At 49.8% G+C, this 21,056-nt stretch carries 27 protein-coding genes; 13 read left to right on the top strand and 14 right to left on the bottom strand.

Going from position 1 to position 21,056, the window contains the following annotated elements:
* Positions 1–16: 16 nt before the first annotated feature.
* Complete coding sequence (locus tag AC2CG4_RS14205) at positions 17–379, top strand: response regulator (protein ID WP_062057559.1); 363 nt, start codon at positions 17–19, stop codon at positions 377–379.
* A gap of 10 nt (positions 380–389) precedes the next feature.
* Positions 390–839 carry a chemotaxis protein CheX gene (locus tag AC2CG4_RS14200; protein WP_062057556.1) on the top strand — a complete coding sequence of 150 codons (450 nt, stop codon included), beginning with the start codon at positions 390–392 and terminating at the stop codon, positions 837–839.
* 12 nt (positions 840–851) lie between these two features.
* On the opposite strand, the gene AC2CG4_RS14195 is transcribed toward AC2CG4_RS14200, so the two are convergent.
* The 3 genes from AC2CG4_RS14195 to AC2CG4_RS14185 all read right to left on the bottom strand — a co-directional run bounded on the left by AC2CG4_RS14195 (position 852) and on the right by AC2CG4_RS14185 (position 2,853).
* Entirely contained in the window at positions 852–1,073 is a 222-nt protein-coding gene (locus AC2CG4_RS14195; protein ID WP_062057552.1) for a VF530 family protein, read from the bottom strand.
* 43 nt (positions 1,074–1,116) lie between these two features.
* A complete protein-coding gene (locus AC2CG4_RS14190) occupies positions 1,117–2,307 on the bottom strand; it encodes a Bcr/CflA family multidrug efflux MFS transporter (protein WP_484486888.1) in 1,191 nt (396 codons plus the stop codon).
* 93 nt (positions 2,308–2,400) lie between these two features.
* A complete protein-coding gene (locus AC2CG4_RS14185; protein WP_484486887.1) occupies positions 2,401–2,853 on the bottom strand; it encodes a hypothetical protein in 453 nt (150 codons plus the stop codon).
* Positions 2,854–3,101: 248 nt separating this feature from the next.
* On the opposite strand from AC2CG4_RS14185, the gene AC2CG4_RS14180 reads away from it, so the two are divergent.
* Both AC2CG4_RS14180 and AC2CG4_RS14175 read left to right on the top strand, forming a co-directional pair.
* Entirely contained in the window at positions 3,102–3,311 is a 210-nt protein-coding gene (locus AC2CG4_RS14180; protein ID WP_062057542.1) for a cold-shock protein, read from the top strand.
* A 203-nt stretch (positions 3,312–3,514) separates the two neighbouring features.
* A complete protein-coding gene (locus tag AC2CG4_RS14175) occupies positions 3,515–5,287 on the top strand; it encodes an ABC transporter transmembrane domain-containing protein (RefSeq protein WP_484486886.1) in 1,773 nt (590 codons plus the stop codon).
* 9 nt (positions 5,288–5,296) lie between these two features.
* On the opposite strand, the gene AC2CG4_RS14170 is transcribed toward AC2CG4_RS14175, so the two are convergent.
* From AC2CG4_RS14170 to AC2CG4_RS14160, 3 genes are read right to left on the bottom strand one after another with little or no spacing between them, the layout of a single operon-like run.
* A complete protein-coding gene (locus AC2CG4_RS14170; RefSeq protein ID WP_484486885.1) occupies positions 5,297–5,767 on the bottom strand; it encodes a DUF2214 family protein in 471 nt (156 codons plus the stop codon).
* Positions 5,768–5,777: 10 nt separating this feature from the next.
* Positions 5,778–6,398: a response regulator gene (locus tag AC2CG4_RS14165; protein ID WP_484486884.1), complete on the bottom strand. Its 621-nt coding sequence runs from the start codon at positions 6,396–6,398 to the stop codon at positions 5,778–5,780.
* Complete coding sequence (locus AC2CG4_RS14160; protein WP_484486883.1) at positions 6,391–7,500, bottom strand: sensor histidine kinase; 1,110 nt, start codon at positions 7,498–7,500, stop codon at positions 6,391–6,393. Before AC2CG4_RS14160 ends, AC2CG4_RS14165 begins: the two co-directional genes overlap by 8 nt.
* A gap of 253 nt (positions 7,501–7,753) precedes the next feature.
* On the opposite strand from AC2CG4_RS14160, the gene AC2CG4_RS14155 reads away from it, so the two are divergent.
* Positions 7,754–8,170: a DUF2141 domain-containing protein gene (locus AC2CG4_RS14155; protein ID WP_484486882.1), complete on the top strand. Its 417-nt coding sequence runs from the start codon at positions 7,754–7,756 to the stop codon at positions 8,168–8,170.
* A 114-nt stretch (positions 8,171–8,284) separates the two neighbouring features.
* On the opposite strand, the gene AC2CG4_RS14150 is transcribed toward AC2CG4_RS14155, so the two are convergent.
* The 5 genes from AC2CG4_RS14150 to AC2CG4_RS14130 form a co-directional block, all read right to left on the bottom strand.
* The gene (locus tag AC2CG4_RS14150) at positions 8,285–9,460 is read right to left on the bottom strand and encodes a lytic polysaccharide monooxygenase (protein ID WP_484486881.1); all 1,176 of its coding nucleotides are present in this window, start codon (positions 9,458–9,460) and stop codon (positions 8,285–8,287) included.
* Positions 9,461–9,782: 322 nt separating this feature from the next.
* The gene (gene phoR, locus AC2CG4_RS14145) at positions 9,783–11,063 is read right to left on the bottom strand and encodes a phosphate regulon sensor histidine kinase PhoR (protein ID WP_484486880.1); all 1,281 of its coding nucleotides are present in this window, start codon (positions 11,061–11,063) and stop codon (positions 9,783–9,785) included.
* Positions 11,064–11,210: 147 nt separating this feature from the next.
* The gene (gene phoB / locus AC2CG4_RS14140; protein WP_062057524.1) at positions 11,211–11,909 is read right to left on the bottom strand and encodes a phosphate regulon transcriptional regulator PhoB; all 699 of its coding nucleotides are present in this window, start codon (positions 11,907–11,909) and stop codon (positions 11,211–11,213) included.
* Between the two features lie 113 nt (positions 11,910–12,022).
* On the bottom strand, positions 12,023–13,069 hold the full coding sequence (gene ubiA / locus AC2CG4_RS14135; RefSeq protein ID WP_484486879.1) for a 4-hydroxybenzoate octaprenyltransferase: 1,047 nt from the start codon (positions 13,067–13,069) through the stop codon (positions 12,023–12,025).
* A 23-nt stretch (positions 13,070–13,092) separates the two neighbouring features.
* On the bottom strand, positions 13,093–13,671 hold the full coding sequence (locus tag AC2CG4_RS14130; protein ID WP_484486878.1) for a chorismate--pyruvate lyase family protein: 579 nt from the start codon (positions 13,669–13,671) through the stop codon (positions 13,093–13,095).
* A gap of 182 nt (positions 13,672–13,853) precedes the next feature.
* Here AC2CG4_RS14130 and AC2CG4_RS14125 point away from each other — a divergent pair, with 182 nt between their 5' ends.
* Both AC2CG4_RS14125 and AC2CG4_RS14120 read left to right on the top strand, forming a co-directional pair.
* The gene (locus AC2CG4_RS14125; RefSeq protein WP_062057518.1) at positions 13,854–14,129 is read left to right on the top strand and encodes an HU family DNA-binding protein; all 276 of its coding nucleotides are present in this window, start codon (positions 13,854–13,856) and stop codon (positions 14,127–14,129) included.
* Between the two features lie 100 nt (positions 14,130–14,229).
* Positions 14,230–15,531, top strand: a complete 1,302-nt coding sequence (locus tag AC2CG4_RS14120) for a dicarboxylate/amino acid:cation symporter (protein ID WP_484486877.1) — start codon at positions 14,230–14,232, stop codon at positions 15,529–15,531.
* Between the two features lie 85 nt (positions 15,532–15,616).
* Here the strand turns inward: AC2CG4_RS14120 and AC2CG4_RS14115 are convergent, their stop codons facing one another.
* Both AC2CG4_RS14115 and AC2CG4_RS14110 read right to left on the bottom strand, forming a co-directional pair.
* Positions 15,617–16,282, bottom strand: a complete 666-nt coding sequence (locus AC2CG4_RS14115; RefSeq protein WP_484486876.1) for a hypothetical protein — start codon at positions 16,280–16,282, stop codon at positions 15,617–15,619.
* A gap of 210 nt (positions 16,283–16,492) precedes the next feature.
* Positions 16,493–17,113 (bottom strand): hypothetical protein, encoded by a 621-nt coding sequence (locus tag AC2CG4_RS14110; RefSeq protein ID WP_484486875.1) that lies wholly within the window; start codon positions 17,111–17,113, stop codon positions 16,493–16,495.
* 225 nt (positions 17,114–17,338) lie between these two features.
* Here AC2CG4_RS14110 and hisB point away from each other — a divergent pair, with 225 nt between their 5' ends.
* The 6 genes from hisB to hisF all read left to right on the top strand — a co-directional run bounded on the left by hisB (position 17,339) and on the right by hisF (position 20,734).
* Positions 17,339–17,932: an imidazoleglycerol-phosphate dehydratase HisB gene (hisB, locus tag AC2CG4_RS14105; protein WP_484486874.1), complete on the top strand. Its 594-nt coding sequence runs from the start codon at positions 17,339–17,341 to the stop codon at positions 17,930–17,932.
* Positions 17,933–17,935: 3 nt separating this feature from the next.
* Positions 17,936–18,598, top strand: coding sequence for an imidazole glycerol phosphate synthase subunit HisH (hisH, locus tag AC2CG4_RS14100; RefSeq protein WP_484486873.1), 663 nt, complete (start codon positions 17,936–17,938; stop codon positions 18,596–18,598).
* Positions 18,599–18,738: 140 nt separating this feature from the next.
* Positions 18,739–19,467, top strand: coding sequence for a 1-(5-phosphoribosyl)-5-[(5-phosphoribosylamino)methylideneamino]imidazole-4-carboxamide isomerase (gene hisA / locus AC2CG4_RS14095; protein WP_484486872.1), 729 nt, complete (start codon positions 18,739–18,741; stop codon positions 19,465–19,467).
* Positions 19,468–19,480: 13 nt separating this feature from the next.
* Complete coding sequence (locus tag AC2CG4_RS14090; protein ID WP_484486871.1) at positions 19,481–19,720, top strand: DUF4160 domain-containing protein; 240 nt, start codon at positions 19,481–19,483, stop codon at positions 19,718–19,720.
* On the top strand, positions 19,680–19,943 hold the full coding sequence (locus AC2CG4_RS14085) for a DUF2442 domain-containing protein (RefSeq protein WP_484486870.1): 264 nt from the start codon (positions 19,680–19,682) through the stop codon (positions 19,941–19,943). Before AC2CG4_RS14090 ends, AC2CG4_RS14085 begins: the two co-directional genes overlap by 41 nt.
* Before the next feature lie 17 nt (positions 19,944–19,960).
* A complete protein-coding gene (gene hisF / locus AC2CG4_RS14080; RefSeq protein ID WP_062060081.1) occupies positions 19,961–20,734 on the top strand; it encodes an imidazole glycerol phosphate synthase subunit HisF in 774 nt (257 codons plus the stop codon).
* A gap of 81 nt (positions 20,735–20,815) precedes the next feature.
* On the opposite strand, the gene AC2CG4_RS14075 is transcribed toward hisF, so the two are convergent.
* Positions 20,816–21,040: a DUF6316 family protein gene (locus tag AC2CG4_RS14075; protein WP_484486869.1), complete on the bottom strand. Its 225-nt coding sequence runs from the start codon at positions 21,038–21,040 to the stop codon at positions 20,816–20,818.
* Positions 21,041–21,056: the final 16 nt, after the last annotated feature.

Genomic DNA, 21,056 nt, shown 5'->3' with positions numbered 1-21,056 from the left:
ATGAAAGGAAACTAAGATGCTGTCACTGATGATTGTCGATGACTCGAATATTATCCGCCGTAAAATTGAACGCTGTAATGATTCAGATAGGTTTCGCGTAGTTGCGGCGGCGGCCAATGGAATAGAGGCGCTTGAATTATTTAAACAGACCCGCCCGCAAGTGGTCACCATGGATTTAACTATGCCGGAAATGGATGGCATTGCCTGCATTGAGCAACTGATGGCGTTGGATTCAAAGCTGCGCATTTTAGTGATTTCTGCGCTATCGGATAAAGCCACTGGCATCTCTGCACTAAAAAAAGGTGCGCGTGGATTTTTATGCAAACCCTTTACGGATGATCAACTGCTGGAAGCGCTTACCGAGCTAACTGAAGATTAGGACCTGGCGAATGTCACAAGAAACCTTGCAAGTATTTATCGATGGCGTGGTGCGCTATTTTCATCACACCAATGACAAGAATGTAAAAGTGGGTACACCTTATTTAGTCGAAAATAATAAACCAGCGGCTTATGATGTAACTGGCATCATCGGAATCTCTGGTCCTTATCGCGGCTGTGTCTATTTCACCGCGCCGCGTATTTTGCTCAAACATTTATTGTTGAGTATTGGCGAGTCGGATACTAGCAACGAACATATTTTTGATTTGGTGGGAGAGGTCGCCAATACCATTTCTGGCAATGCGCGTAGCCGTTTTGGGCACGAATTTATGATTTCAGTACCGGTGATGATTGAAGGTGCGCCCAATCATATTCATTTACCGGCACAGATGCGCTCCTATGTTATTCCCGTTTATTGGAAGGCCTATCACGCAGCGGTAGTGATTTGTTTGGAGCAGTAGCCTGATCGCTGATCAGCGAGTGAAATGGGTACTCAAATAAAGTTGTTCGACTTTTTCACGCGCCCATGGTGTTTTGCGTAAAAATTTCAAACTGGATTTCACACTGGGGTCGGCTTGAAAACAGCGAATGCTGATCAAGCTGCCCAACTCTTGCCAGCCATAGTGTTCGGCCAGCCGCGTCACTATGGTTTCTAATGTCAGGCCGTGCAGTGGATTATTCTTTTGCTCGGTCATGTTTTTATCTCACAGAAAATGAAGCCGTTATTCTACCCTATTTTTATGTTGCAACTTGTTTGCTGTTATAGGCGAACCAAAGTTGGCAAACAGTCACACCTAACACGCCCATTAGCATCAGCAGCGAAAAAGGCATGGCGCTGCCAGTGTAAAAAAAGGCGAGCAGTGGCCCGGCCAAAGCACCAGTGCTAAAACGCAGCGTGCCCATTACGGCGGTTGCAGTGCCTGAGTTGTGGGGGAATTTCATTAATACCAGTGCGTCGGTATTGGTTGAGACCAAGGAGAGGCCGGCCATAAGCGGTGCAATGCTGAAGACGGTAAACCAGAGGTTCAATTCAAATAGGTTAAACACGCAGAGTAAAAGTGCACTGACTAAGGCTAACACCACACCTGCACGCAACATTCGCACTGAGCCGAGGCGGGTCACCAAGCGGCTATTCACAAAATTCGCCAATATCAAACACAGCACATTTGCACCAAACAAAATGCTGAACGCTTGTTCGCTGACACCAAAATAATTGATATAGATAAACGAGACGGCGGTAATAAAACAAAAAAAAGCAAATGCGCCAAACATCATGCTCATGATGAGAGGGCGCGCCTCTGTATTGGAAAATACGATTTTGTAACCGCTAAAAAAATTTCCGGCAATCCCGCTACGAGTGTTAATGGGTTTACTGATTTCAGGCAACCACTTCCACACCAAGGCAAAGATCAGTACACCATAGAGTGCCAATATATAAAAAATACTGCGCCAATCACTCAGCCATAAAATGGCGCTGCCAATTCCAGGTGCAAGCAGTGGTGCCAGCATCATAATCATCGACATATACGACATGCCTTTGGCGGTATGTTCCTGATACATATGCCGCACTAATCCCGGTACAACTACTGTTGCTGCGGCGCCACAAAATGCTTGCAGCGCGCGCAAAAATAAAAACTGCTGCACATTATCGACCAGCGCGAGGGCGATACTGCAGAGAGTAAAACCCGTAAGGCCAAAAATCGCCAGAGGCCTGCGCCCGAGTAAATCCGCCAGTGGGCCAAACAGCAACATGCCTACCCCGTAGGCAGCGAGAAAAATGCTGAGCGATTGCTGCACACTGGCTATGTGTGCATTTAAATCCTGAGCGATAACTGGCATCGCGGGCAAATACATATCCACTGCCAGCGGGGTGGTGGCAATAACGGCGGCGAGTAGAACAATTAAAAATGGGTGGGATTGTTTGGTCATAACCAGATCGCATGTCAGAGAAGCGTTTATGCTACGCCTCTGCTGGTTATTAAACGATGGGATAGTGCATCAGTAATTGCACTAAAAATTCGATCATTGCGCAGCAGTGCTTGTTGCCGCGCAATTATTTTTGAGTTTATTTATGGCATCGGCATAAACAGGTTGTAACAGAGCTAATTGTTTTTCACCCAAATAATTTTGAGCGAACTCCCAAGGTGGAACACCGTTATTCCAATCGCAATTCACCACTGCAATTGTTGCCAAGTTTTGCGCGACGGATGTTTTTAAATAAGGACGGTAATTGTTTGCGTGGGCGAATTCGGCAAACCGATCCAATTCCGTAACATAAAATTCTGCCGTTCGGGTAAAGCTCACGTTGTGCACGCCGGCTTGTTCCATAATCGCTTTGACATACATAGGCTTGAGCGCAGCTTGTGTTTGCGGCCAGTCTTGCAAATTAAAATGTCCGGTTTGCGCCGCGCAATTTATCGCGAGAGGCACCAACAATAAACTGAGGATTAACCGGCTTTGGCGCATGAATCGCATGAATGATTTCCGCTGGGATAAGGTGAGGGAGTAATTATACTTGCAGGCTCTGGCGCTTTAGCAAACCCAATTGATTGACATTGATCTAAAGGCGTGTAAACTGAGCCTCAGCTTGAAAGTACGTCTAATATTTATGCACCACATTTCGAAGTTCCATAGTATTTCGTCCTGTTTACATAAGTAATTCCCACATTTCCAGCACAAGCGCCCTTCGGGGTAAACTTACTTTTGTATTAATAGGTAATACTATGTCTAAAACTACTACTGGCACTGTTAAATGGTTCAACGAAGCTAAAGGTTTCGGTTTCATCGAGCAAGAGTCTGGTCCAGACGTTTTCGCTCACTTCAGCGCAATCTCTGGTTCAGGCTTCAAAACTTTGGCTGAAGGCCAAAAAGTTAGCTTCACCGTTACTCAAGGCCAAAAAGGCCCACAAGCTGAAAACATTCAAGCTATCTAATTATTAGATGCTTATTAGCGACTAAGGTCGCTGATGTTACAGCTAAAAAGGCGAAATCTTCGGGTATCGCCTTTTTTATTGCCTGAAATTGGGTGATTTTGCCGCTGAAGCCTGACAAAGGTCATCAACCATCCACCGCAGCCTTGCATTTGATCACTGCTCCCCAATTGTTCCCTGAGCTTATCGACTCCTGCGGAACTATTATGTCTTTATCACGCTCCTCTCCTATAGCCGAACCCTTATCGCGCCGCCAAATTTTGCTGGATCTGCTGCGCCCTTATCGTTTGCGCATACTACTGGCGCTGGTTGCTTTGGTCGTTGCCGCTGCCTGCGTCTTATTAATCGGCCAAGGTTTGAAACAGGTGATTGATAAAGGGTTTGTGGCCGGTAGCCCAGAGCTGCTCAACTATGCGCTGTTGGGATTACTGGGCGTTATTCTGGTGATGTCGGTGGCGACTTACAGCCGGTTTTATCTTGTCTCCTGGCTGGGCGAGCGCATTACCGCAGATTTGCGCCGTCGGGTATTTTCCCATCTGCTAACGCTCTCGCCGGTATTCTTCGAGCAAAATCGCACCGGCGATGTGCTTTCCCGTTTAACTAACGATACCACCCAACTGGAAACGGTAATTGGCTCCAGTGTTTCTATGGCATTGCGCAATGCCTTGTTATTGCTGGGCGGTTTAGTGATGTCGGCGGTCACCAGTGTGAAGTTGATGGCACTGGTATTGGTGGCGATTCCTTTTGTCTTGGTGCCGATTATTGTGTTCGGCCGCCGCCTGCGCAAACTGGCGCGCGCAAGTCAGGACAGTGTGGCCGATGTGGGTGCATACACCGATGAAGTAATCCACGAAATTCGCACCGTACAGGCTTATGGCCACGAATCAGCCGCTGCCAACGAGTTTAATCAGCGGGTAGAAACGACCTTTGGCGCGGGTATCAAGCGTGTGCGTCAGCGTGCATTGTTGGTTGCAGCGGTCATCACCTTGGTATTTAGCGCGGTGGCGATGATTTTGTGGGTTGGCGGTCACGATGTATTGGCGGGCGGTATCACCGGTGGTGAGTTGTCGGCTTTTATTTTTTACGCCGTGATAGTCGCCAGTGCGATGGGAACCATATCGGAAGTAATCGGGGAATTGCAGCGCGCCGCTGGTGCCACTGAGCGATTAGTTGAACTACTGGCGACCCCCTCGGCGTTGCCTATGCGCGAGAAGCCGGAATTATTGCCGGTACCAGCACAGGGTTTAGTGGAAATGCGCGCGGTGCAGTTTGCTTATCCCACACGTTTGGATGCACCGGTGTTTGATGGTTTTAATCTGCGCGTGAATCCCGGTGAAAAAGTGGCGCTGGTCGGCCCGTCAGGTGCGGGTAAAACCACGGTGTTTCAATTGCTGCAACGGTTTTACGATCCCCTCGCGGGTGAAATTTTATTGGATGGTGTCGATTTAAAAGATGCCGATATCCAACAAGTTCGCGAACGCATCGCACTGGTGCCGCAAGACCCAGTCATTTTTGCCGCGAGTGTGCGCGACAATGTGCGTTACGCGCGCCCTTCTGCCAGTGATGAAGAGGTGATCGCCGCGTGCAAAGCCGCATTTGCACTGGAGTTTATAGAACAATTGCCCGAAGGTTTGGATGCCTATCTCGGTGAACGCGGGGTGCGTTTATCGGGCGGGCAAAAACAGCGCATTGCGATTGCGCGGGCAATTCTCGCTGATCGCCCAATCTTATTATTGGATGAAGCTACCAGCGCGCTCGATTCCAATAGTGAACAAGCAGTGCAGCAGGCCTTGGAAGTGCTGATGAAAAACCGCACCACTATTATGATCGCGCACCGCCTCTCGACGGTGGTCAATGCTGATCGCATTTTGGTATTACAGCAGGGAAAAATTGTGGCGAGTGGTACACACACAGAATTATTGGCAAACAGCGATTTGTATCAGCAGTTAGCTCGGTTGCAATTTCAGTTAGATGAGTAGCAATTATCATTAGTAAGCAATATAACCAACGCCTTTTGCCATCATCGCTGCACAGAGAATAACGGCGATCAGTGCGGCAACTTCAATATAGATGACTCGACGAATACGTGTCAGGGTGGTGAGACTAACGTCAGGAAATTGGTGTTTTTTAATAGTTGTGCGCCATGAAAAAAATGTTACTGAAGGATAAATGGATAAAATTCCAATCAGAACAAAAAGAGATATTTTTATAATAAACGGCATGCTATGAAAATAAAAATCTGCGCCTTTTTCAAGATAAAGTACTCGCGCAAATCCGACCAATAAAATAGTTAATGCAGATAAACCGTACAGTTGGTCTGACTTGATTAACGACTGAGCTGTTTGTTGGGTAAAGGGTTTGCGAATTACTATACCTTGATATATTAGTGCAGAAAATAAACTAAACGCTGCAATATGATGAAAGAATGCCATTAACCAACTAATATAAAATACACTCATAATAAACCCCTCAGACTATTCCGATATTGATCGCTTTTAATACGGCTTGAGTGCGGTCGCGACAATCCAGTTTTGCTAGCAAATTGGAAACATGATTGCGCACTGTGCCCTCGGCGAGAAAAATAGCGCTCGCAATTTCTTTATTGGAAAAGCCGCCCGCCAATAACCGTAAAATTTGCAGCTCGCGTTCCGATAGATCAATTTTTTGTTCTGTTTTTTTCAGCCGTGATAATTCCTGTAACATATTGCCTTCAGCGAGAAAGCCAGCGCCTTGCGCGAGGGTTTCAAGGCTGCTGACTAACTTTTCCAGTGATACATCTTTTAATAAAAAACCATTGGCTCCGGCCTTTATGCTCTGCACAAATAACTCACTGTCATCGAAGGTGGTTAACATTAATACCGGTGTCAGGTTGTTTTCGGCGCGCAATCTTTTAACCAGTTCAATGCCATCCATCACCGGCATGCGAATATCAGCGAGTATCACATCGACTGGGTTATTCAGCAGTGCGGCGAGCGCGTTTAGGCCATTATTTGCTTCCCAGCTAATCACTGTTTTGCCCGAGAGTGCGAGTAAACCAGCGATACCTTTGCGCACTAATTCCTGATCGTCTACCAAGCCAATTTTAAGCATGCTGTTGCTCCAGCGAAATCTCCAGACGTGCGCCTTGCGCCAAGGGCGTTAAACGACTGCTGCCATTAAATAGTTGTAAGCGTTCATTGATGCCGAGCAGGCCGCTGCCGGGTGTGATTGTGTTTGGGCAACCGCGACCGTTATCGTCGACGAAAATGCATATTTTATGTTGTTGCTGTTGTAGCGAAATATGTATTTTTGTCGCGCGGCCATGGCGCAATGCGTTGCTAATTCCCTCTTGGATGCAGAGTAATAGTTGCTCTGCACACTCTGCGGATTCCAGTTGTAGCTCCCCTTCCAGCGTCAATTGTAGTTGTGGTAAACGCAGCGCAAGCGCTTGCATTGCTTGGCGTATATCGACAGTTAATGGCGTGCGCTGGTTGCGCACTACAGCGCGAATATTGTCGAGTAATTGTTTGGCGAGATTTTTTGTGTCGGCCACGGATATTTGTAACTCAGGTGCAACTTTGTGCTGCAAAATCTCCAATTGTAAATTCAGGGCGGTGAGTTGATGACCGAGTATGTCGTGCAAGTCGCGCGCAATGCGCAAACGTTCATCTTGTTTGCTCGATTGCGCCAAAATAATCCGCGTGGTGAGCAATTGCTGGTTAACCTGTTCAAGTTGTTCACGGGCACGTCGCTCGCTAACGCGGGCAAAAGAGGTGGATAGGGCGAATAGTTGAAAACCAAGATAGATAAGCGCAGTAATTATCGCGTTGTCAAAGTGCCAGAAATCTATTTGAATGTAATAGAACAGCAGATTGCTAATGAGCACTTGTAGAACTGCTGCGCGGCGCGAAAAATAATCCGGTAACTGTGCTGCCCAGACCACCAATAATACGGGTGATATTTGCCCAGCGTGGACCAGCATTAATAGGAGCGCAATGCACAGTTGCACCAATAAAATGATCCGGGTTTTGCGCAGCGAAATGTTATTGGCATAGCCGCTGCCAACCATTAAAAACAGGAGTAAAAAGACACCGTAGCCAAGTACGCTCGGCCACAAAAATGAGGAGCCTGCGAGCCGCCCAAACTCTACATAGGCCACTCCGCTCCAGGTGATAAATCCAGCCAGTGTCAGTAGATAATTATCTTTATTCATGGTGTTTGTTCATCTTGGAAGTGAGCGCCGCGCTGCTTCGATCTGATCATATTACGGTTTAACTCCGGCGGGCTAAATAGGACATACGTCATGCCGTGACTTTGAATATGGTGCGATGGACGATTGTCATCGCCAAATGATGAGCTTTGTCAGTGTTTAAAGGTGAGCAATGACACCTGAGTTGGGCGCAGAAGTTATCTATGCTGGGTGCTCATCGGGAATTGGCCCGATTGATTTGAGTAAGGAGATCCCTATGCGTATTAACACAGGTGTATTCGCCATTGCGGCCGCTATCATCGCCCTGCCAACTTTTGCCCATGAACTGACTTTGAATGTGAATCATATCAAATCGATTAAGGGTAACTTGTTAGTGGCGGTTTATGACAAAGAGGCGCACTACAATACCAATAGTAATTGGGTAGCTGCGAAACAGGTAAAAGTGGCAGGGACAACAATGTCATTAAATTTTGCCGATTTGCCCGCAGGAACTTATGCGATAAAACTGTTTCAGGATGAAAACGAAAACAACCAGATTGATATTGGTGCTAATGGAATTCCCACTGAGCTTTATGGTTTTTCCAACAACCTTGGTAGCTATGGTCCCCCGTCATTTGATGAAGCAAAAGTCATTATCGATAAGACGACCGAAATAGAAATCCAACTGCGGTAAATAGAAAATTGCGGTAAATAAAAAACGGCAACCCTAGGGATTGCCGTTTTTTATGTTTCAACCATTTTTACATCTGGCTAACTTGCAGGTAGAGCCAGACGCAAATCCGTTGAATTAGTTACACGCGCGAACCAAAGACCATGCATTAGTCCACGCCCAGCCAGTGCCAGGTGCATATGCGCCACCCTGTGAACACCAGCCTGCCACAGTACAGCGGTACTCACTGCCTGCGTTGTTAACCACCGCACCCGCAGCATAAGCTGAACCATTTACGTAGGCAGGTGAGGTGCAGTTGCCGCTTGAAACAGATGAGGGTGCGCTTGAGCTGCTAACCACAGCAACACTTGATTTGCTGGATGAGCTAGGCGCTACGCTTGATGGGGTTGATGAGGCGCCGCCAGAAGTACAGGCACCCAAGTCAAGCCAGTAGCTGTATTGACCGTTGTTGGTGGCTGGATCGTTGCCTTGAGTCCAGTAGTTGGCTTGGTAACGTTTGCCGTTGTGTTGTACTTGCGTTGGGTTTTGGTAAGCAATAGTAGAGTTCCAGATGCCCAGACCAGCACAGGTGTTAGAAGAAATACTTGAGCCAATGGATGAGCTGGCTACCGAGCCAACGGATGAAGAAGTTGAGCTTGGTGCTGCAGAGGAAGCGACCGATGAAGTGCTGCCACCAGAGTAGTTAACATCGATACATTGGTAGAAACCTTCAGCCGAATCTCTTTCCCAGTCGCGTTGCCAGATGCTGTACACGATATGGCGGCCGGTACGTGGTGGCATTTGTACTGTGTGGTAAGAGAATTGTTCCTGATCTGCTTTACCGGAATCGTGAATCAATACCAGGTCAGACCAACGCAGTGGTTGCGCGTGGTTGTAGCCTTCACGGGTGATGTAATAGCGGAAATACATGGTTTTATGCGCAGCAGTGTTAGTCCACACAAATTGCAATGGCCCAGCAGTTACGTTAGTGGCTGGCCAATCGGTGCGCGCCAGATCCATACCGTAAAGATTGGAGCGGCCAGCGCTGCACAGGCGACCATCAGGAATAAAGAATTCGTGATTGTCGCGCACACCACCTACAGCCACTTCTTGTGGCGTGTAAAGGCCGCCGTTACCAGCCGCTTTCGCAGCTATACACGCAGGAGCTGTTGGGTTTTCTACGCCATTTTCTTTACATTGGATTACGCGGCTTTTCGGCGAAGATACATAACCGTGGGAAAATGCCTGGCTGGCAAGCAAGAGCGAACCTAGTACCACAGCGGAAATTCCGCAGGCTTTTATTGTCTTTTTCACTTTTCATCTCCAAGGGATTTTTTGTTTATTAACCAACATGGCCGGGACTGAGCAGTTCAGCGCGCCGATTTGGAATGATGTTTGTTGTCCATACATGCAAGCCGATCTCATGTGATTGAGAATCGGTTCCATTGGTACGGAGTTTAAAATGACAACGTTGTATTTGGCGAGTACGAGTTTAGGGTTTAGGGGTAGTATTTTGCGAAGGAAGTTTGATTTTCAGAATTTTTCAGATGGAAAAGCAATATAAAAGCGGATTTTTGCCCGAGATGGCTGGGACTAATCGCTTCTTTTTATAGAGACAACGTTGCTTAATCTTCGCTTAGTTAAGCGGAAATACACAGATAAACATACTGCCTTTGCCCACTTCACTGGTGATTTTTAGCTCTGCTTCATGGCGCATCAAGACGTGTTTTACAATCGCCAAGCCCAGACCTGTGCCGCCGGTACCGCTGTTGCGGCTGGCATCAACGCGGTAAAAGCGCTCGGTCAAACGCGGGATATGTTGCGCTTCAATGCCGGGGCCGTTATCGCTTACAGATACATAAAAGTGTTTTTGATCCTGCCAGAGCAGCACGCTCACCCTGCCGTCATTGGGGGTGTATTTGATCGCATTGGTGACCAGATTGGAAAACGCGCTGTGCAGTTCCTTTTCATTGCCGGAGAACAGCAGTGGTTTGGTTGTGTTATTGCAAATGAGCGTTAGGTGCTGACGCTTCTCTTTGCTCAGCACTTCTGCTTCGCTTTTTACAATGGTGAGCAGCTGTTCAATATTGATCGGCTTTTGGTTGTGCCCTGCCTCCGTGGTTTCCAGTTTGGAGAGCACCAGCAGATCGTTAATCAACAGCGACATGCGTTTTGCCTGCTGCAGCATTTGCTGTAAGGGCTTATCCCAGCTGGGTGTGCTGTTGTTATCCGCCAGTGTTTCTACATAACCGTTGATAACTGTCAGCGGGGTGCGCAATTCATGGGAGACGTTGGCGACAAAGTCCTGCCGCATTTTTTCCAAATTGTGTAGCTGGGTGACGTCGCGCACCACGATCAAGCGCTCGCTTTTGCCAAACGGGGTGATTTGGAATTGCAGGTGTTTGGATTGAAAGCGTGGTGAGGGTAGCTCCAGCGGCTCCTCGTATTTGCCCTCTTCGAAATAGCTGACAAATTTGGGGTGACGAATAAAGTTAATGACCGATTGGCCTTGGTCTTTGGTGTTAAGCGCCAGCATCCGGTGGGCGGCGGGATTCCAAAAATCCAAGTGTCCGCGGGCATCCAGAATGATCAAACCGTCTTTCAGTGCCGAGCTGATTTCCTGAATACGCTTAATTACTGCCTGCAGATTTTCTTTTTCAACTCGTTGGCTGCGCTGTAACTGGTAGATGTTGTCAAACACCTGACCCCAGATGCCAGTGGCTTCGGGTGCTTCTTCCGCTTCCTGACACAGCAGCCACTGATTGAGGCGGCGCATTTGCCAGAGCATCCAGATAATGTAAGCGGCGCAGCCAATCAGCATCCAAACGGCGTACAGGCCGCTGAAAAAACCAATCAGGCTGCACAGGGCGAGAATAATGAGAATGCGCTGGAGCTCAGCGCTAAAACCTTTTAACAAGACCTAAACCTCGTGGTGTATAGCAGTCACAAGGTCGGGACTCCGCCGCAAGACCGTCTGAGACATGGATGTCGAAGATGAGCCTACATGGATGTATTCACGGCGTGTCTTGCGGTGGAGTCCCGACCTTGCGACGAAAATCAGGGATCAGGCTTCAATACGAGTAGAAAACCTATAGCCCGTACCGCGTACCGTCTGGATCAAATCTTCGTGGCCATCAACGGTGAGGGCTTTGCGCAGGCGGCGGATATGAACATCCACTGTGCGCTCTTCCACATACACATTGCCGCCCCAAACGTGATCCAGCAATTGGCTGCGAGTATAAGCTCTTTCCTGATGGGTGAGGAAAAACTCCAGCAGGCGATATTCAGTCGGGCCCATATCAACCGATTGATCGTGAATGGTAACGCGGTGGCTGGCGGGATCAAGGCACAAGCCTTGTACAGTAATCGGCGCGGAATTGATTTGTGGATCGGCGCGGCGCAATACTGCTTTCAAGCGTGCGACTAATTCGCGCGGTGAAAAAGGTTTGGTGATGTAATCATCGGCGCCCACTTCCAGCCCCTGAATCTTATTATCTTCTTCGCCTTTGGCGGTCAGCATGATGATGGGGGTGTTGGCGGTCACTTCATCGCGCTTCAAACGGCGCGCTAATTCGATGCCGCTGGTGCCGGGCATCATCCAATCGAGCAGGATCAGGTCGGGCTTTTCATCGATAATAATGCCGTGCGCGTCCTGTGCATTGCTCGCTTCCAACACGTTGTATTCAGCCATTTCCAGCGCTACCCGCAGCATATCGCGGATTGCGGATTCATCGTCAACGATTAGAATTTTGCGACCAGTCATAAATGTTCTGCCTGAAAAAACCACGGTTTGCCTCACAGGTTTGTGAAGCTATTGTTGCAGTGTATTAAATAAGCTCAGTGTTACACATTTATGACAGGGTGAAAAATTAGCCGCTAGTGAAATTGATAATCCATAACGATCCCGACAAATACCGCGACACCGACCCAGTTGTTATTGAGGAATGCCTTAAAACAGGCGGCGCGGGCGCGAAAGCGAATCAGCCATTGTTGATAGACAAATAAGCCGGCCGCAACTGCCAGCCCTACATAGTAAAAACTGCCCAACTCAAAGCGATTGCCGACCAGTATCAAAGCGTAAATTGTCATGACTTGGAGTGCGCCAGTGATAATGCGATCCTGCTCGCCAAACAATATCGCGGTGGATTTGACGCCGATTTTCAGATCGTCATCCCTATCCACCATCGCATAAAACGTATCGTAGACCACTGTCCAGAGCACCACTGCCAGATATATCAGCCAAATACCTTGCGTGAGTTCTCCCGCTTCGGCGGCGTAAGCCATAGGTATGCCCCAGGCGAATGCCGCGCCCAGTACCACTTGCGGCAAATGGGTGTGGCGTTTCATAAAGGGATAGCAAAACGCGAGAATCAGGCCGCCAACCGACAGTTTGATGGTGAGAGGGTCGGTAAATAGCACCAGCCCAAAGGCGATCAAACATAGAGTGATAAACAGGCCGATGGCCTCGCGGCTGGTGAGGGCGCCGGTGGCGAGTGGGCGATGTTGGGTGCGCTCGACCCTGCCATCAATTTTGCGATCGGCAAAGTCATTGATTACGCAGCCAGCGGCGCGCATCACTATCACCCCCAGCACAAAAATCACCAGATTCTTGAGGCTGGGCAAGCCCTTGGCCGCAATCCATAAGCTCCAGAGTGTGGGCCACAGGAGCAGCAGGGTGCCAATGGGGCGGTCCATGCGCATCAAACGCCAGTAAAGTGGGGCTTTTTGTCGTATTTTGGCGACAAAGCCGCTTTTTAAGCTATTTTTCGCCACAGGATTAACAATGGTTTTTGCTTTCTGTTTGCTGCGTTCAGGCTTGTGTGTCGCGGCTGATTTGGTCTTGGACGCCGCTATTTTTTTTGCCGTCGCCTGTGTGGCTGCGGGTGCTGAATCGCCGGGTTTTATATCTTTTGGGGTTGTCATAGCCAAACGCCGTTTTATTAGGGTTATCGAGTCGGTGGCGGAGCGAGTTGATCGGCAAAGGCCGGTAAAAATACTTCGCTCACTAGCAGGGGTTTCTGCTGCAAGTAAAACACCGAGCGCCGCCCCCAGAGCGGTTGGTTGCCAACCAGATCAGCGGGAACATAAGCATGATCGCGGCTAATTCGCGCCACTGCAATGGCGCTGCGCTGCAACTGTGGCTGACTGAACAAAAACGCCCCCAAGGGGCGGTTGCCCTGTTTGCGCAGGTGGCGCAGTGATCCGGTCAGGCTGGACAGTGGCAACAGGCTGCGGGCAAATACCCAGGGTTCGCCCTTGCCTTGCAGAATAACTTCGCGAATCAACGCCAGGGTGGGCCGCCGCATTCCCAGCACCTGGCGCTCGTTTAGCCGTGGCACCCCGATTATTTGGCGCACCACCTGCACCTTGAATTGGCCTTGGCTCTTGGCGATGAGCCGCGCAGTCAAGGAGCTGCTGTCGCTCAGCCAATCTTGCATCGCTGCAGATGGATGTTGGTGCCGGGCAATGCGTTGCAGTGGCTGCCATAACAATGAAGAGGGTAAATAACGCGCAGCCTTGGGCAAAATGTGGCTCCTGTTTTGATGCTGCCATGAGGTGTAAAGGGGCAAAAGGCTCAGCAGTTTATCAGCTTGTGTTCGCTTGGGCATGGCGCGGGAGGCGGAAAAAGCCAGATCAAGTCTGCCGTAAACAAATTAATGCGGGTAAACTCCTAAGCCTATCGATAGTTACTACCAAGGAGAGCATCATGCATAAGACCGATATAGTTGTCGCGCTGGCGAACAATACAGATTTGGGTGTAAACAAGGCCGACCTAGTGGTTTCTGCTTTTATTGAGCAGGTCACTAATGCCTTGAGCCGCGGCGAATCAGTCGCCTTACTGGGTTTTGGCACCTTTAATGTGAGCGCGCGCGCTGCACGTGAAGGGCGCAATCCACAAACTGGCGCAACGATTCAAATCGCCGCCAGCAAAACTGTAACTTTCAAACCGGGTAAAGCGCTGAAAGACGCGGTCAACGAATAATCGCTGCGCCAAACGGCTCTGTTGGCGGCACCCATCGGCCGCCAACTTCAACTTCTCTGTCCTCCTCATTTAACAAGTCACAATAATCCTGCGAGGCTACATGTCACTGACCAATAAAATTTTGCTGGGAATGTTGCTCGGCCTGCTGCTCGGGGTGATTTTTAATTTGCTGCTGGGGCTGGATGAAACACAGACTACGGCGACTACCGTCTATGGCCAGTGGATTCAGAATGTGGTGATCAATGGCATTTTTGATGCTGTTGGCCAGGTGTTTGTGGCCTCGCTGAAATTATTGGTGGTGCCCTTGGTGTTTGTGTCGCTGGTGTGCGGCGCTGCCTCGCTCGGCGGCCACAACCGTATGGGTGCACTGGCGACTAAAACCGTCGCACTCTATTTGTTCACTACCTCTGTGGCGATTTCACTGGCGATGGGGGTGGCGATGTTGGTGCAGCCGGGTGCTGGAGTGGATATGGCTGTTGCCAGTACTTATGCAGCACCAGCGGCACCATCGATTAAAGAAACCTTTATTAATATTTTCCCCAGCAACCCGGTGCAGGCGATGGCAGCGGGCAATATGTTGCAGGTGATCGTGTTTTCGATTTTGTTTGGCGTCGCCATCTCGCGCACCGGTGGTGAGGTTGGCAGCAGTATGAAAACCTTTTTTGAGCACCTCAATGAAGTGGTGTTGAAAATGATGATGTTGCTGATGCAGTTGGCGCCTTATGGGGTGTTTTGCCTGCTAGCGAAGCTATTTGCCACGATTGGTTTTTCTGCGATAGCTGATCTGGCCAAGTATTTTTTCACTGTGTTGTTTGTACTGCTGCTGCACGGCTTGGTGGTGTACGGCTCTTTATTAAAAATCCTGACCGGCTTAAACCCGATTATCTTTTTCCGAAAAATGTGGAAAGTAGCGGTATTTGGTTTTAGTACCGCTTCAAGCAATGCCACCCTGCCCGTCACTATGCGCACCGTGGAGCACGACTTGGGGGTGGACAACAAAGTCGCCAGTTTCTCGGTTCCGCTCGGCGCCACCATCAATATGGACGGCACCGCAATTATGCAGGGCGTGGCCACCATTTTTATCGCCCAGGTTTACAACATCGATATACCCGCCTCCGGCTATCTGATGGTGATCCTCACCGCCACCCTCGCCTCAATCGGCACCGCCGGTGTACCGAGTGTAGGTTTGGTGATGTTGGCGATGGTATTGCAGTCGGTCGGTTTGCCGGTGGAGGGCATTGCGCTGATTATCGGTGTGGATCGTCTGTTGGATATGGTGCGCACCGCAGTGAATATCACCGGTGATGCCACAGTGTCGACCATAGTCGCCAAGAGTGAAAACATGCTGGATAAATCCCGTTTTGACGATATGAGCTTAAATGCCGAAGTTGATCCAGTGTGATCTGATTAGCGGGCGGCAAGCCATAAAAAAGGCGAATTGCGCTGCGCAATTCGCTTTTTTAATGATTAAGCCGAGTAAGTAAATATCAGTGACGCGTTTCAGAATCAGTTTCAAACTCCACTCGAATCGATAGGTCTTCTACCAAACAGGGCCAGCGCTCCAGTTCTTCGGTCCAGCCTTTATCGCGGTGCAAATTGACATAACGGGAGATGTTGGCGCCTTCAAAACCGTGTTCGTTTAACAGTAGTTCAGCGGAAAATAACACCGCCTGATCCAGCTCATTGGCAAACGGCTCGCCAATTAATTCGTGGGCAATCACATTGGCGACTGTCATATCCATGGGCGCGAGTGGAATGCCGCTTTTGGCCATAAAGCGATCATTTACCTCCTCCAGTAGGCGATGGGCTAGATAGGCCTCATCCAGCAGCGCCTCTAATTGGCTGTGTGGGTCGACAATTGAAGGCGGCGACATAAAATAATCGCTCGCAATTTTTAATAAAGGCTCAATGTCTTTATCGATTCCCGCTTCTTTAGCCAAGCTGCGAATGGCGTCGATAAAATCGGGAACGTGTTTGATATAGCGCACTACAAAATCAGCTAGTCCCTTGGCTGCCTGCTCTTCCGGTAATTTAATAGCGGTGTGCAGGCGCTTTTTACGGCACTCCACAAATTCCAGCAATTTTCCAGTCGCAGAGTCTTGCTCTTGCGCCTGCTGGATAAGCTGGCGAATAGGGTTTAGGGGGTCGGTCAATCTATTTCTCTGATAGTGGTTATAAGTGATCACATTAGCAGTCCTGCAAGTTGCTGCTGACATTCATTATGTCGCGCTTTAAAAGTAAACCATGACTAGGCAAACGCAAGTGAGTCTTAATACCGACTTTTTATAAAAACGCTGGCAACCGATGAAATCGACCTGAGGGATGCTTTTAACGCCAGCAGGTCGATGCCTTCAATATCGATATTAAAATGCGCCAGAGAGCTTCAAACGGAGGGTGTTATCCAAATCACCGCTGAAATATTGCTGAAATTGCAGGCTGAGATCGAGACTGCCGAGGGTCTGACCTATGCCCAATACGCCATAAACTCCGCCGTTAATGTCGATATCTTCCGAGTAACAGTTGCTGCAATTGCTGATGCTGCGCTCGGACCCCAGAATGCCGCTCACCCCGCCGCGCAGGGTTACAAAGCTCATATTGTTCTGCCCAAAGCGATATTTGGGGCCGTACTCGGCAAACAGCATAAATGCGTTGGCATCGGATTCGGTGTAATCCGTATCGCCCCAGTAGTCTTCAACATATTGGGAAAAGGCAGCGTTATCGCGATAAAACAAAATGTTGGCACCTAGCACCAGAGTGTTTTCAGATTTGCTGGAATAGTATTCAGCGGCACCGCCGATTGCGGTGGCCGTATCTTCAATCCACTGTTCGCTGGCAGCTTGGGTATCGATAGTCACATGATCCACATGGCCGGACCAGCTCCAGCCGGTGTAATCAGCGTTGTTGGGATTGTTGTTGGCGAATGCAGTAGTTGCGGTGAGCAAGCTGGCGCTAAGCAGGCAGCGGCGGAGCAGAGAGTTGGCCATAGAGTGATCCATCATAATGTATAAAGAGGTTGAAAAGCGGCAGGCAAGATACTGCTCTTGTGCCAGTTTGTAACGCATGGATGAGAATTTTGGGAGAAATTATCTGTATGGCAACTTAACAATCAGCCTAATAGCGCGGCTTTCCGTGAATTTGGCGCCCCGAGTCTATATAATTCGCGCTTTATTATGTGCCGCCGGACATTTTCCGGTTTGATGGAGTTCCGCATGTCAGATCGCATTGCTCAAGTTACCCGTAACACACTGGAAACCAAAATCAGCGTCAGCCTCAATTTAGACGGTGCAGGTAAGGGTGTGTTTAATACCGGTGTGCCCTTTTTGGAGCACATGATGGATCAGATCGCCCGCCACGGCATGATTGATCTGGACGTCACTTGTGACGGCGACACCCATATCGACGATCACCACTCAGTGGAAGACATAGGCATCACCATCGGCCAGGCCATCGCCAAGGCCATTGGTGATAAAAAAGGTATTCGCCGCTACGGCCACTCCTATGTGCCACTCGATGAAGCCCTGTCGCGGGTAGTGATCGACTTCTCCGGCCGCTCGGGTTTGGTAATGCAGATTCCCTTCACCCAAAAGCGCATAGGCCAGTTTGATGTGGAGCTGTTTTGGGAGTTCTTCCAAGGCTTTGTCAATCACGCCGGTGTAACTCTGCATGTGGATAACTTGCGCGGCCACAATGCCCACCACCAGATCGAAACCGTGTTCAAAGCTTTTGGCCGCGCCCTGCGTATGGCGCTGGAAAAAGATCCGCGTATGGAAGGCATTATGCCTTCAACTAAAGGTAGCCTCTAAGTCATGAGCCAAGTGAGTAAAGCGCAAACCGTTGCTGTGATCGACTACGGCATGGGCAATTTGCACTCGGTGGCCAGTGCGCTGAGCCATGTGGCGCCAGAGCAGCAGGTGCTAGTCACCGCTGACCCCGCCCTGGTGGCAGCGGCTGATCGGGTGATTTTCCCCGGTGTAGGCGCAATCCGCGACTGCATGGCCGAAATCAAGCGCCTGGGTTTTGATCAACTGCTGCGCGAGCAGATCGCCACCGGCAAACCGGTACTGGGGATTTGTGTGGGCATGCAGGCCTTGATGGACTTTAGCGAAGAAAATGGCGGCGTCGATTGCATCGGTATCTTGCCGGGAAAAGTGCGCTTCTTCGGCGAAAACCACACCGACAGCACAGGTGCACATTTAAAAGTGCCGCATATGGGCTGGAATCAGGTGCATCACAATGATCACCCACTCTGGGCCGGTATAGCGCAGGATGAACGATTCTATTTTGTGCATAGTTATTGTGTTATCACCGAAGATGCCAGCTTAATCGCCGCGACTTGTGACTATGGCATCCAGTTCCATGCGGCACTAACGCGCGGCAATTTGTTTGTGGCGCAGTTCCATCCGGAAAAGAGCCATACCGCAGGGCTGCAGCTGTTGAAGAATTTTTTACATTGGGATGGCCGTAATTAGGGCACGGCAAGCAGCGCTCCTACGGGCGAAATTGTAGGGGGCGCCGCTTGCTGCGCCCAAAATACGCAATTGTTATTCAGACCCCAAATACCAACGATTATCAGGGCGCAGCAAGCAGCGCCCCCACATGAGATTTTGAAATGCTGATTATCCCCGCAATTGATTTAAAAGACGGCCAATGTGTACGCCTGCGCCAAGGTTTGATGGATGATTCCACCGTATTCTCCGACGATCCCGTCGCGATGGCAGCACAATGGGTCGAGCAGGGTTGTCGCCGGTTGCATTTGGTGGATCTGAATGGCGCCTTTGAAGGCAAGCCGATGAATGGCGGTGTGGTTACTGCTATCGCCAAAGCCTACCCCAATCTGCCGATCCAAATTGGCGGCGGTATTCGCAATGCGGAAACCATCGAGTACTACCTCAATGCCGGCGTGCAGTATTTGATTATCGGCACCAAAGCAGTCAAAGAGCCGCAATTTGTGACCGATATGTGCAAACAATTCCCCGACCACATTATTGTCGGGCTAGATGCCAAAGACGGCTGGGTCGCGACTGACGGCTGGGCAGAAGTGTCCAATATTCAAGCATCTGAACTCGCCAAGCGTTTTGAGCAGGACGGTGTGAGCAGCATCGTCTACACCGACATCGCCCGCGACGGCATGATGCAGGGTGTGAATGTGCAGGCAACTGTGGCCATGGCGCAGGCCTCCAGCATCCCGATTATCGCCTCAGGCGGTGTGACCAATATGGATGACATCCGCGCACTTAAAGCCGAAGCCCATAAGGGTATTTGTGGCGCCATCACTGGCCGCGCGATTTACGAAGGCACCTTGACCATGGCGGAAGCGCAGGCTTATTGCGACCAATAAGGGGATTTTATACATGAGCCCGACAGTCTTTAGGGAAAATGGCTACCGGTTTTTCTTCTTCTCACGGGAAGAAGAGCGAGTTCATGTCCACGTAGTGGCAGCCGATGGTGAAGCAAAGTTTTGGCTAAAACCAGAGATTGAGCTGGCGCGTAATCATCGGTTTTCGCGCCTACAATTGAAAGAAATCGAGTCCTTAATTGAGGTTCATTACCATGAGCTTATCAACGCTTGGCAAGAACATTTCGGCGGTTGAAGTGACGCATATATCAGCACATGGCGTTTGGCTGTTAGCTCACAACAAAGAGCTGCTGATGACTTACGACGATTTCCCTTGGTTCAAAGATAAATCGGTCGGAGCTATCTTAAATGTGCAAGAACAAAGCCCCGGTCATTTTTATTGGCCCGATATGGATGTGGATCTGACTGAAGAAATGATCGAACACCCAGAACGATTCCCTTTAAAAGCCAACGTTTGATTAGTTAAGAGTTATTTATGGCACTCGCAAAACGCATTATTCCCTGCCTCGATGTCGATAATGGCCGTGTGGTTAAGGGCGTCAATTTTGTCGGTATCCGCGATGCGGGTGATCCGGTGGAGATCGCCAAGCGCTATAACGACGATGGCGCCGATGAAATCACTTTTCTCGATATCACCGCCACCCATGAAGGGCGCGATACTACCGTGCATACGGTGGAGAAAATCGCCAGCGAAGTGTTTATCCCGCTCACGGTTGGCGGTGGTATTCGCACCGTGGATGACATACGCACCATGCTCAATGCCGGTGCTGATAAAGTCGGCATCAACTCGGCGGCTATCTACAACCCGGAGTTTGTGAAAGCGGCTTCGGATCGTTTTGGTGCCCAGTGCATAGTGGTGGCGATAGACGCGAAAAAGGTCAGTGTGGATGGTGAAGCGCCGCGCTGGGAGATTTTCACCCACGGCGGGCGTAAACCTACCGGCATTAATGCGGTGGAGTGGGCGATCAAAATGGCGGAATTTGGCGCCGGGGAAATCCTGCTTACCAGTATGGATGGCGACGGCACCAAAAAAGGTTATGACCTGGCGGTAACCCGTGCGATCAGCGATGCGGTGCCGATTCCGGTTATAGCCTCCGGCGGTGTGGGCAATTTGCAGCACTTGTGTGATGGGGTAACTGAAGGCCGCGCCGATGCGGTGCTGGCGGCCAGTATTTTTCACTTTCGTGAATACACTGTGCCGCAGGCGAAAGCGTTTATGCGCGCTCAGGGAATTGAGGTGCGGCTGTAAGGCTTGTTGCAAAAACACACCATTAAAATACAAAAAGGGCGCTCAGTGAGCGCCCCTTTTGTAACCGGCCTAAAGCGTACTTCAGGCCGCGCGGTACTGTTTTAGCATGTCCGATACTTTTGGCTCGGACGCTTGAATAAAGTCGATAAATTCCCCAACGCCAATTTCTGCGTCGTCGCGGCTATCAAACGGACCTATATCCACCCCTTCGCGGGTGGTGTAGTACCAGTAGCCATCTTTTTGCAGGTAGCGACCATGGCGCGAAGGTACTGAACCCTGCTCGCCCGCTCTGTTTGATGTAGCCATATACAACTCCTCGCAT

This window comes from Cellvibrio sp. ATLC23, assembly GCF_057196725.1.
Note: the sequence above shows the minus strand (reverse complement) of the source record. Positions and strands in the feature narration are given on the sequence as shown.

Coding starts and splice junctions, on each gene's coding strand:
- AC2CG4_RS14205 (WP_062057559.1), top strand. CDS start 17: ATGCTGTCACTGATGATTGTCGATGACTCGAATATTATCCGCCGTAAA.
- AC2CG4_RS14200 (WP_062057556.1), top strand. CDS start 390: ATGTCACAAGAAACCTTGCAAGTATTTATCGATGGCGTGGTGCGCTAT.
- AC2CG4_RS14195 (WP_062057552.1), bottom strand. CDS start 1,073: ATGACCGAGCAAAAGAATAATCCACTGCACGGCCTGACATTAGAAACC.
- AC2CG4_RS14190 (WP_484486888.1), bottom strand. CDS start 2,307: ATGACCAAACAATCCCACCCATTTTTAATTGTTCTACTCGCCGCCGTT.
- AC2CG4_RS14185 (WP_484486887.1), bottom strand. CDS start 2,853: ATGCGATTCATGCGCCAAAGCCGGTTAATCCTCAGTTTATTGTTGGTG.
- AC2CG4_RS14180 (WP_062057542.1), top strand. CDS start 3,102: ATGTCTAAAACTACTACTGGCACTGTTAAATGGTTCAACGAAGCTAAA.
- AC2CG4_RS14175 (WP_484486886.1), top strand. CDS start 3,515: ATGTCTTTATCACGCTCCTCTCCTATAGCCGAACCCTTATCGCGCCGC.
- AC2CG4_RS14170 (WP_484486885.1), bottom strand. CDS start 5,767: ATGAGTGTATTTTATATTAGTTGGTTAATGGCATTCTTTCATCATATT.
- AC2CG4_RS14165 (WP_484486884.1), bottom strand. CDS start 6,398: ATGCTTAAAATTGGCTTGGTAGACGATCAGGAATTAGTGCGCAAAGGT.
- AC2CG4_RS14160 (WP_484486883.1), bottom strand. CDS start 7,500: ATGAATAAAGATAATTATCTACTGACACTGGCTGGATTTATCACCTGG.
- AC2CG4_RS14155 (WP_484486882.1), top strand. CDS start 7,754: ATGCGTATTAACACAGGTGTATTCGCCATTGCGGCCGCTATCATCGCC.
- phoB (WP_062057524.1), bottom strand. CDS start 11,909: ATGACTGGTCGCAAAATTCTAATCGTTGACGATGAATCCGCAATCCGC.
- ubiA (WP_484486879.1), bottom strand. CDS start 13,069: ATGACAACCCCAAAAGATATAAAACCCGGCGATTCAGCACCCGCAGCC.
- AC2CG4_RS14125 (WP_062057518.1), top strand. CDS start 13,854: ATGCATAAGACCGATATAGTTGTCGCGCTGGCGAACAATACAGATTTG.
- AC2CG4_RS14120 (WP_484486877.1), top strand. CDS start 14,230: ATGTCACTGACCAATAAAATTTTGCTGGGAATGTTGCTCGGCCTGCTG.
- AC2CG4_RS14110 (WP_484486875.1), bottom strand. CDS start 17,113: ATGGCCAACTCTCTGCTCCGCCGCTGCCTGCTTAGCGCCAGCTTGCTC.
- hisB (WP_484486874.1), top strand. CDS start 17,339: ATGTCAGATCGCATTGCTCAAGTTACCCGTAACACACTGGAAACCAAA.
- hisH (WP_484486873.1), top strand. CDS start 17,936: ATGAGCCAAGTGAGTAAAGCGCAAACCGTTGCTGTGATCGACTACGGC.
- hisA (WP_484486872.1), top strand. CDS start 18,739: ATGCTGATTATCCCCGCAATTGATTTAAAAGACGGCCAATGTGTACGC.
- AC2CG4_RS14090 (WP_484486871.1), top strand. CDS start 19,481: ATGAGCCCGACAGTCTTTAGGGAAAATGGCTACCGGTTTTTCTTCTTC.
- AC2CG4_RS14085 (WP_484486870.1), top strand. CDS start 19,680: ATGAGCTTATCAACGCTTGGCAAGAACATTTCGGCGGTTGAAGTGACG.
- hisF (WP_062060081.1), top strand. CDS start 19,961: ATGGCACTCGCAAAACGCATTATTCCCTGCCTCGATGTCGATAATGGC.
- AC2CG4_RS14075 (WP_484486869.1), bottom strand. CDS start 21,040: ATGGCTACATCAAACAGAGCGGGCGAGCAGGGTTCAGTACCTTCGCGC.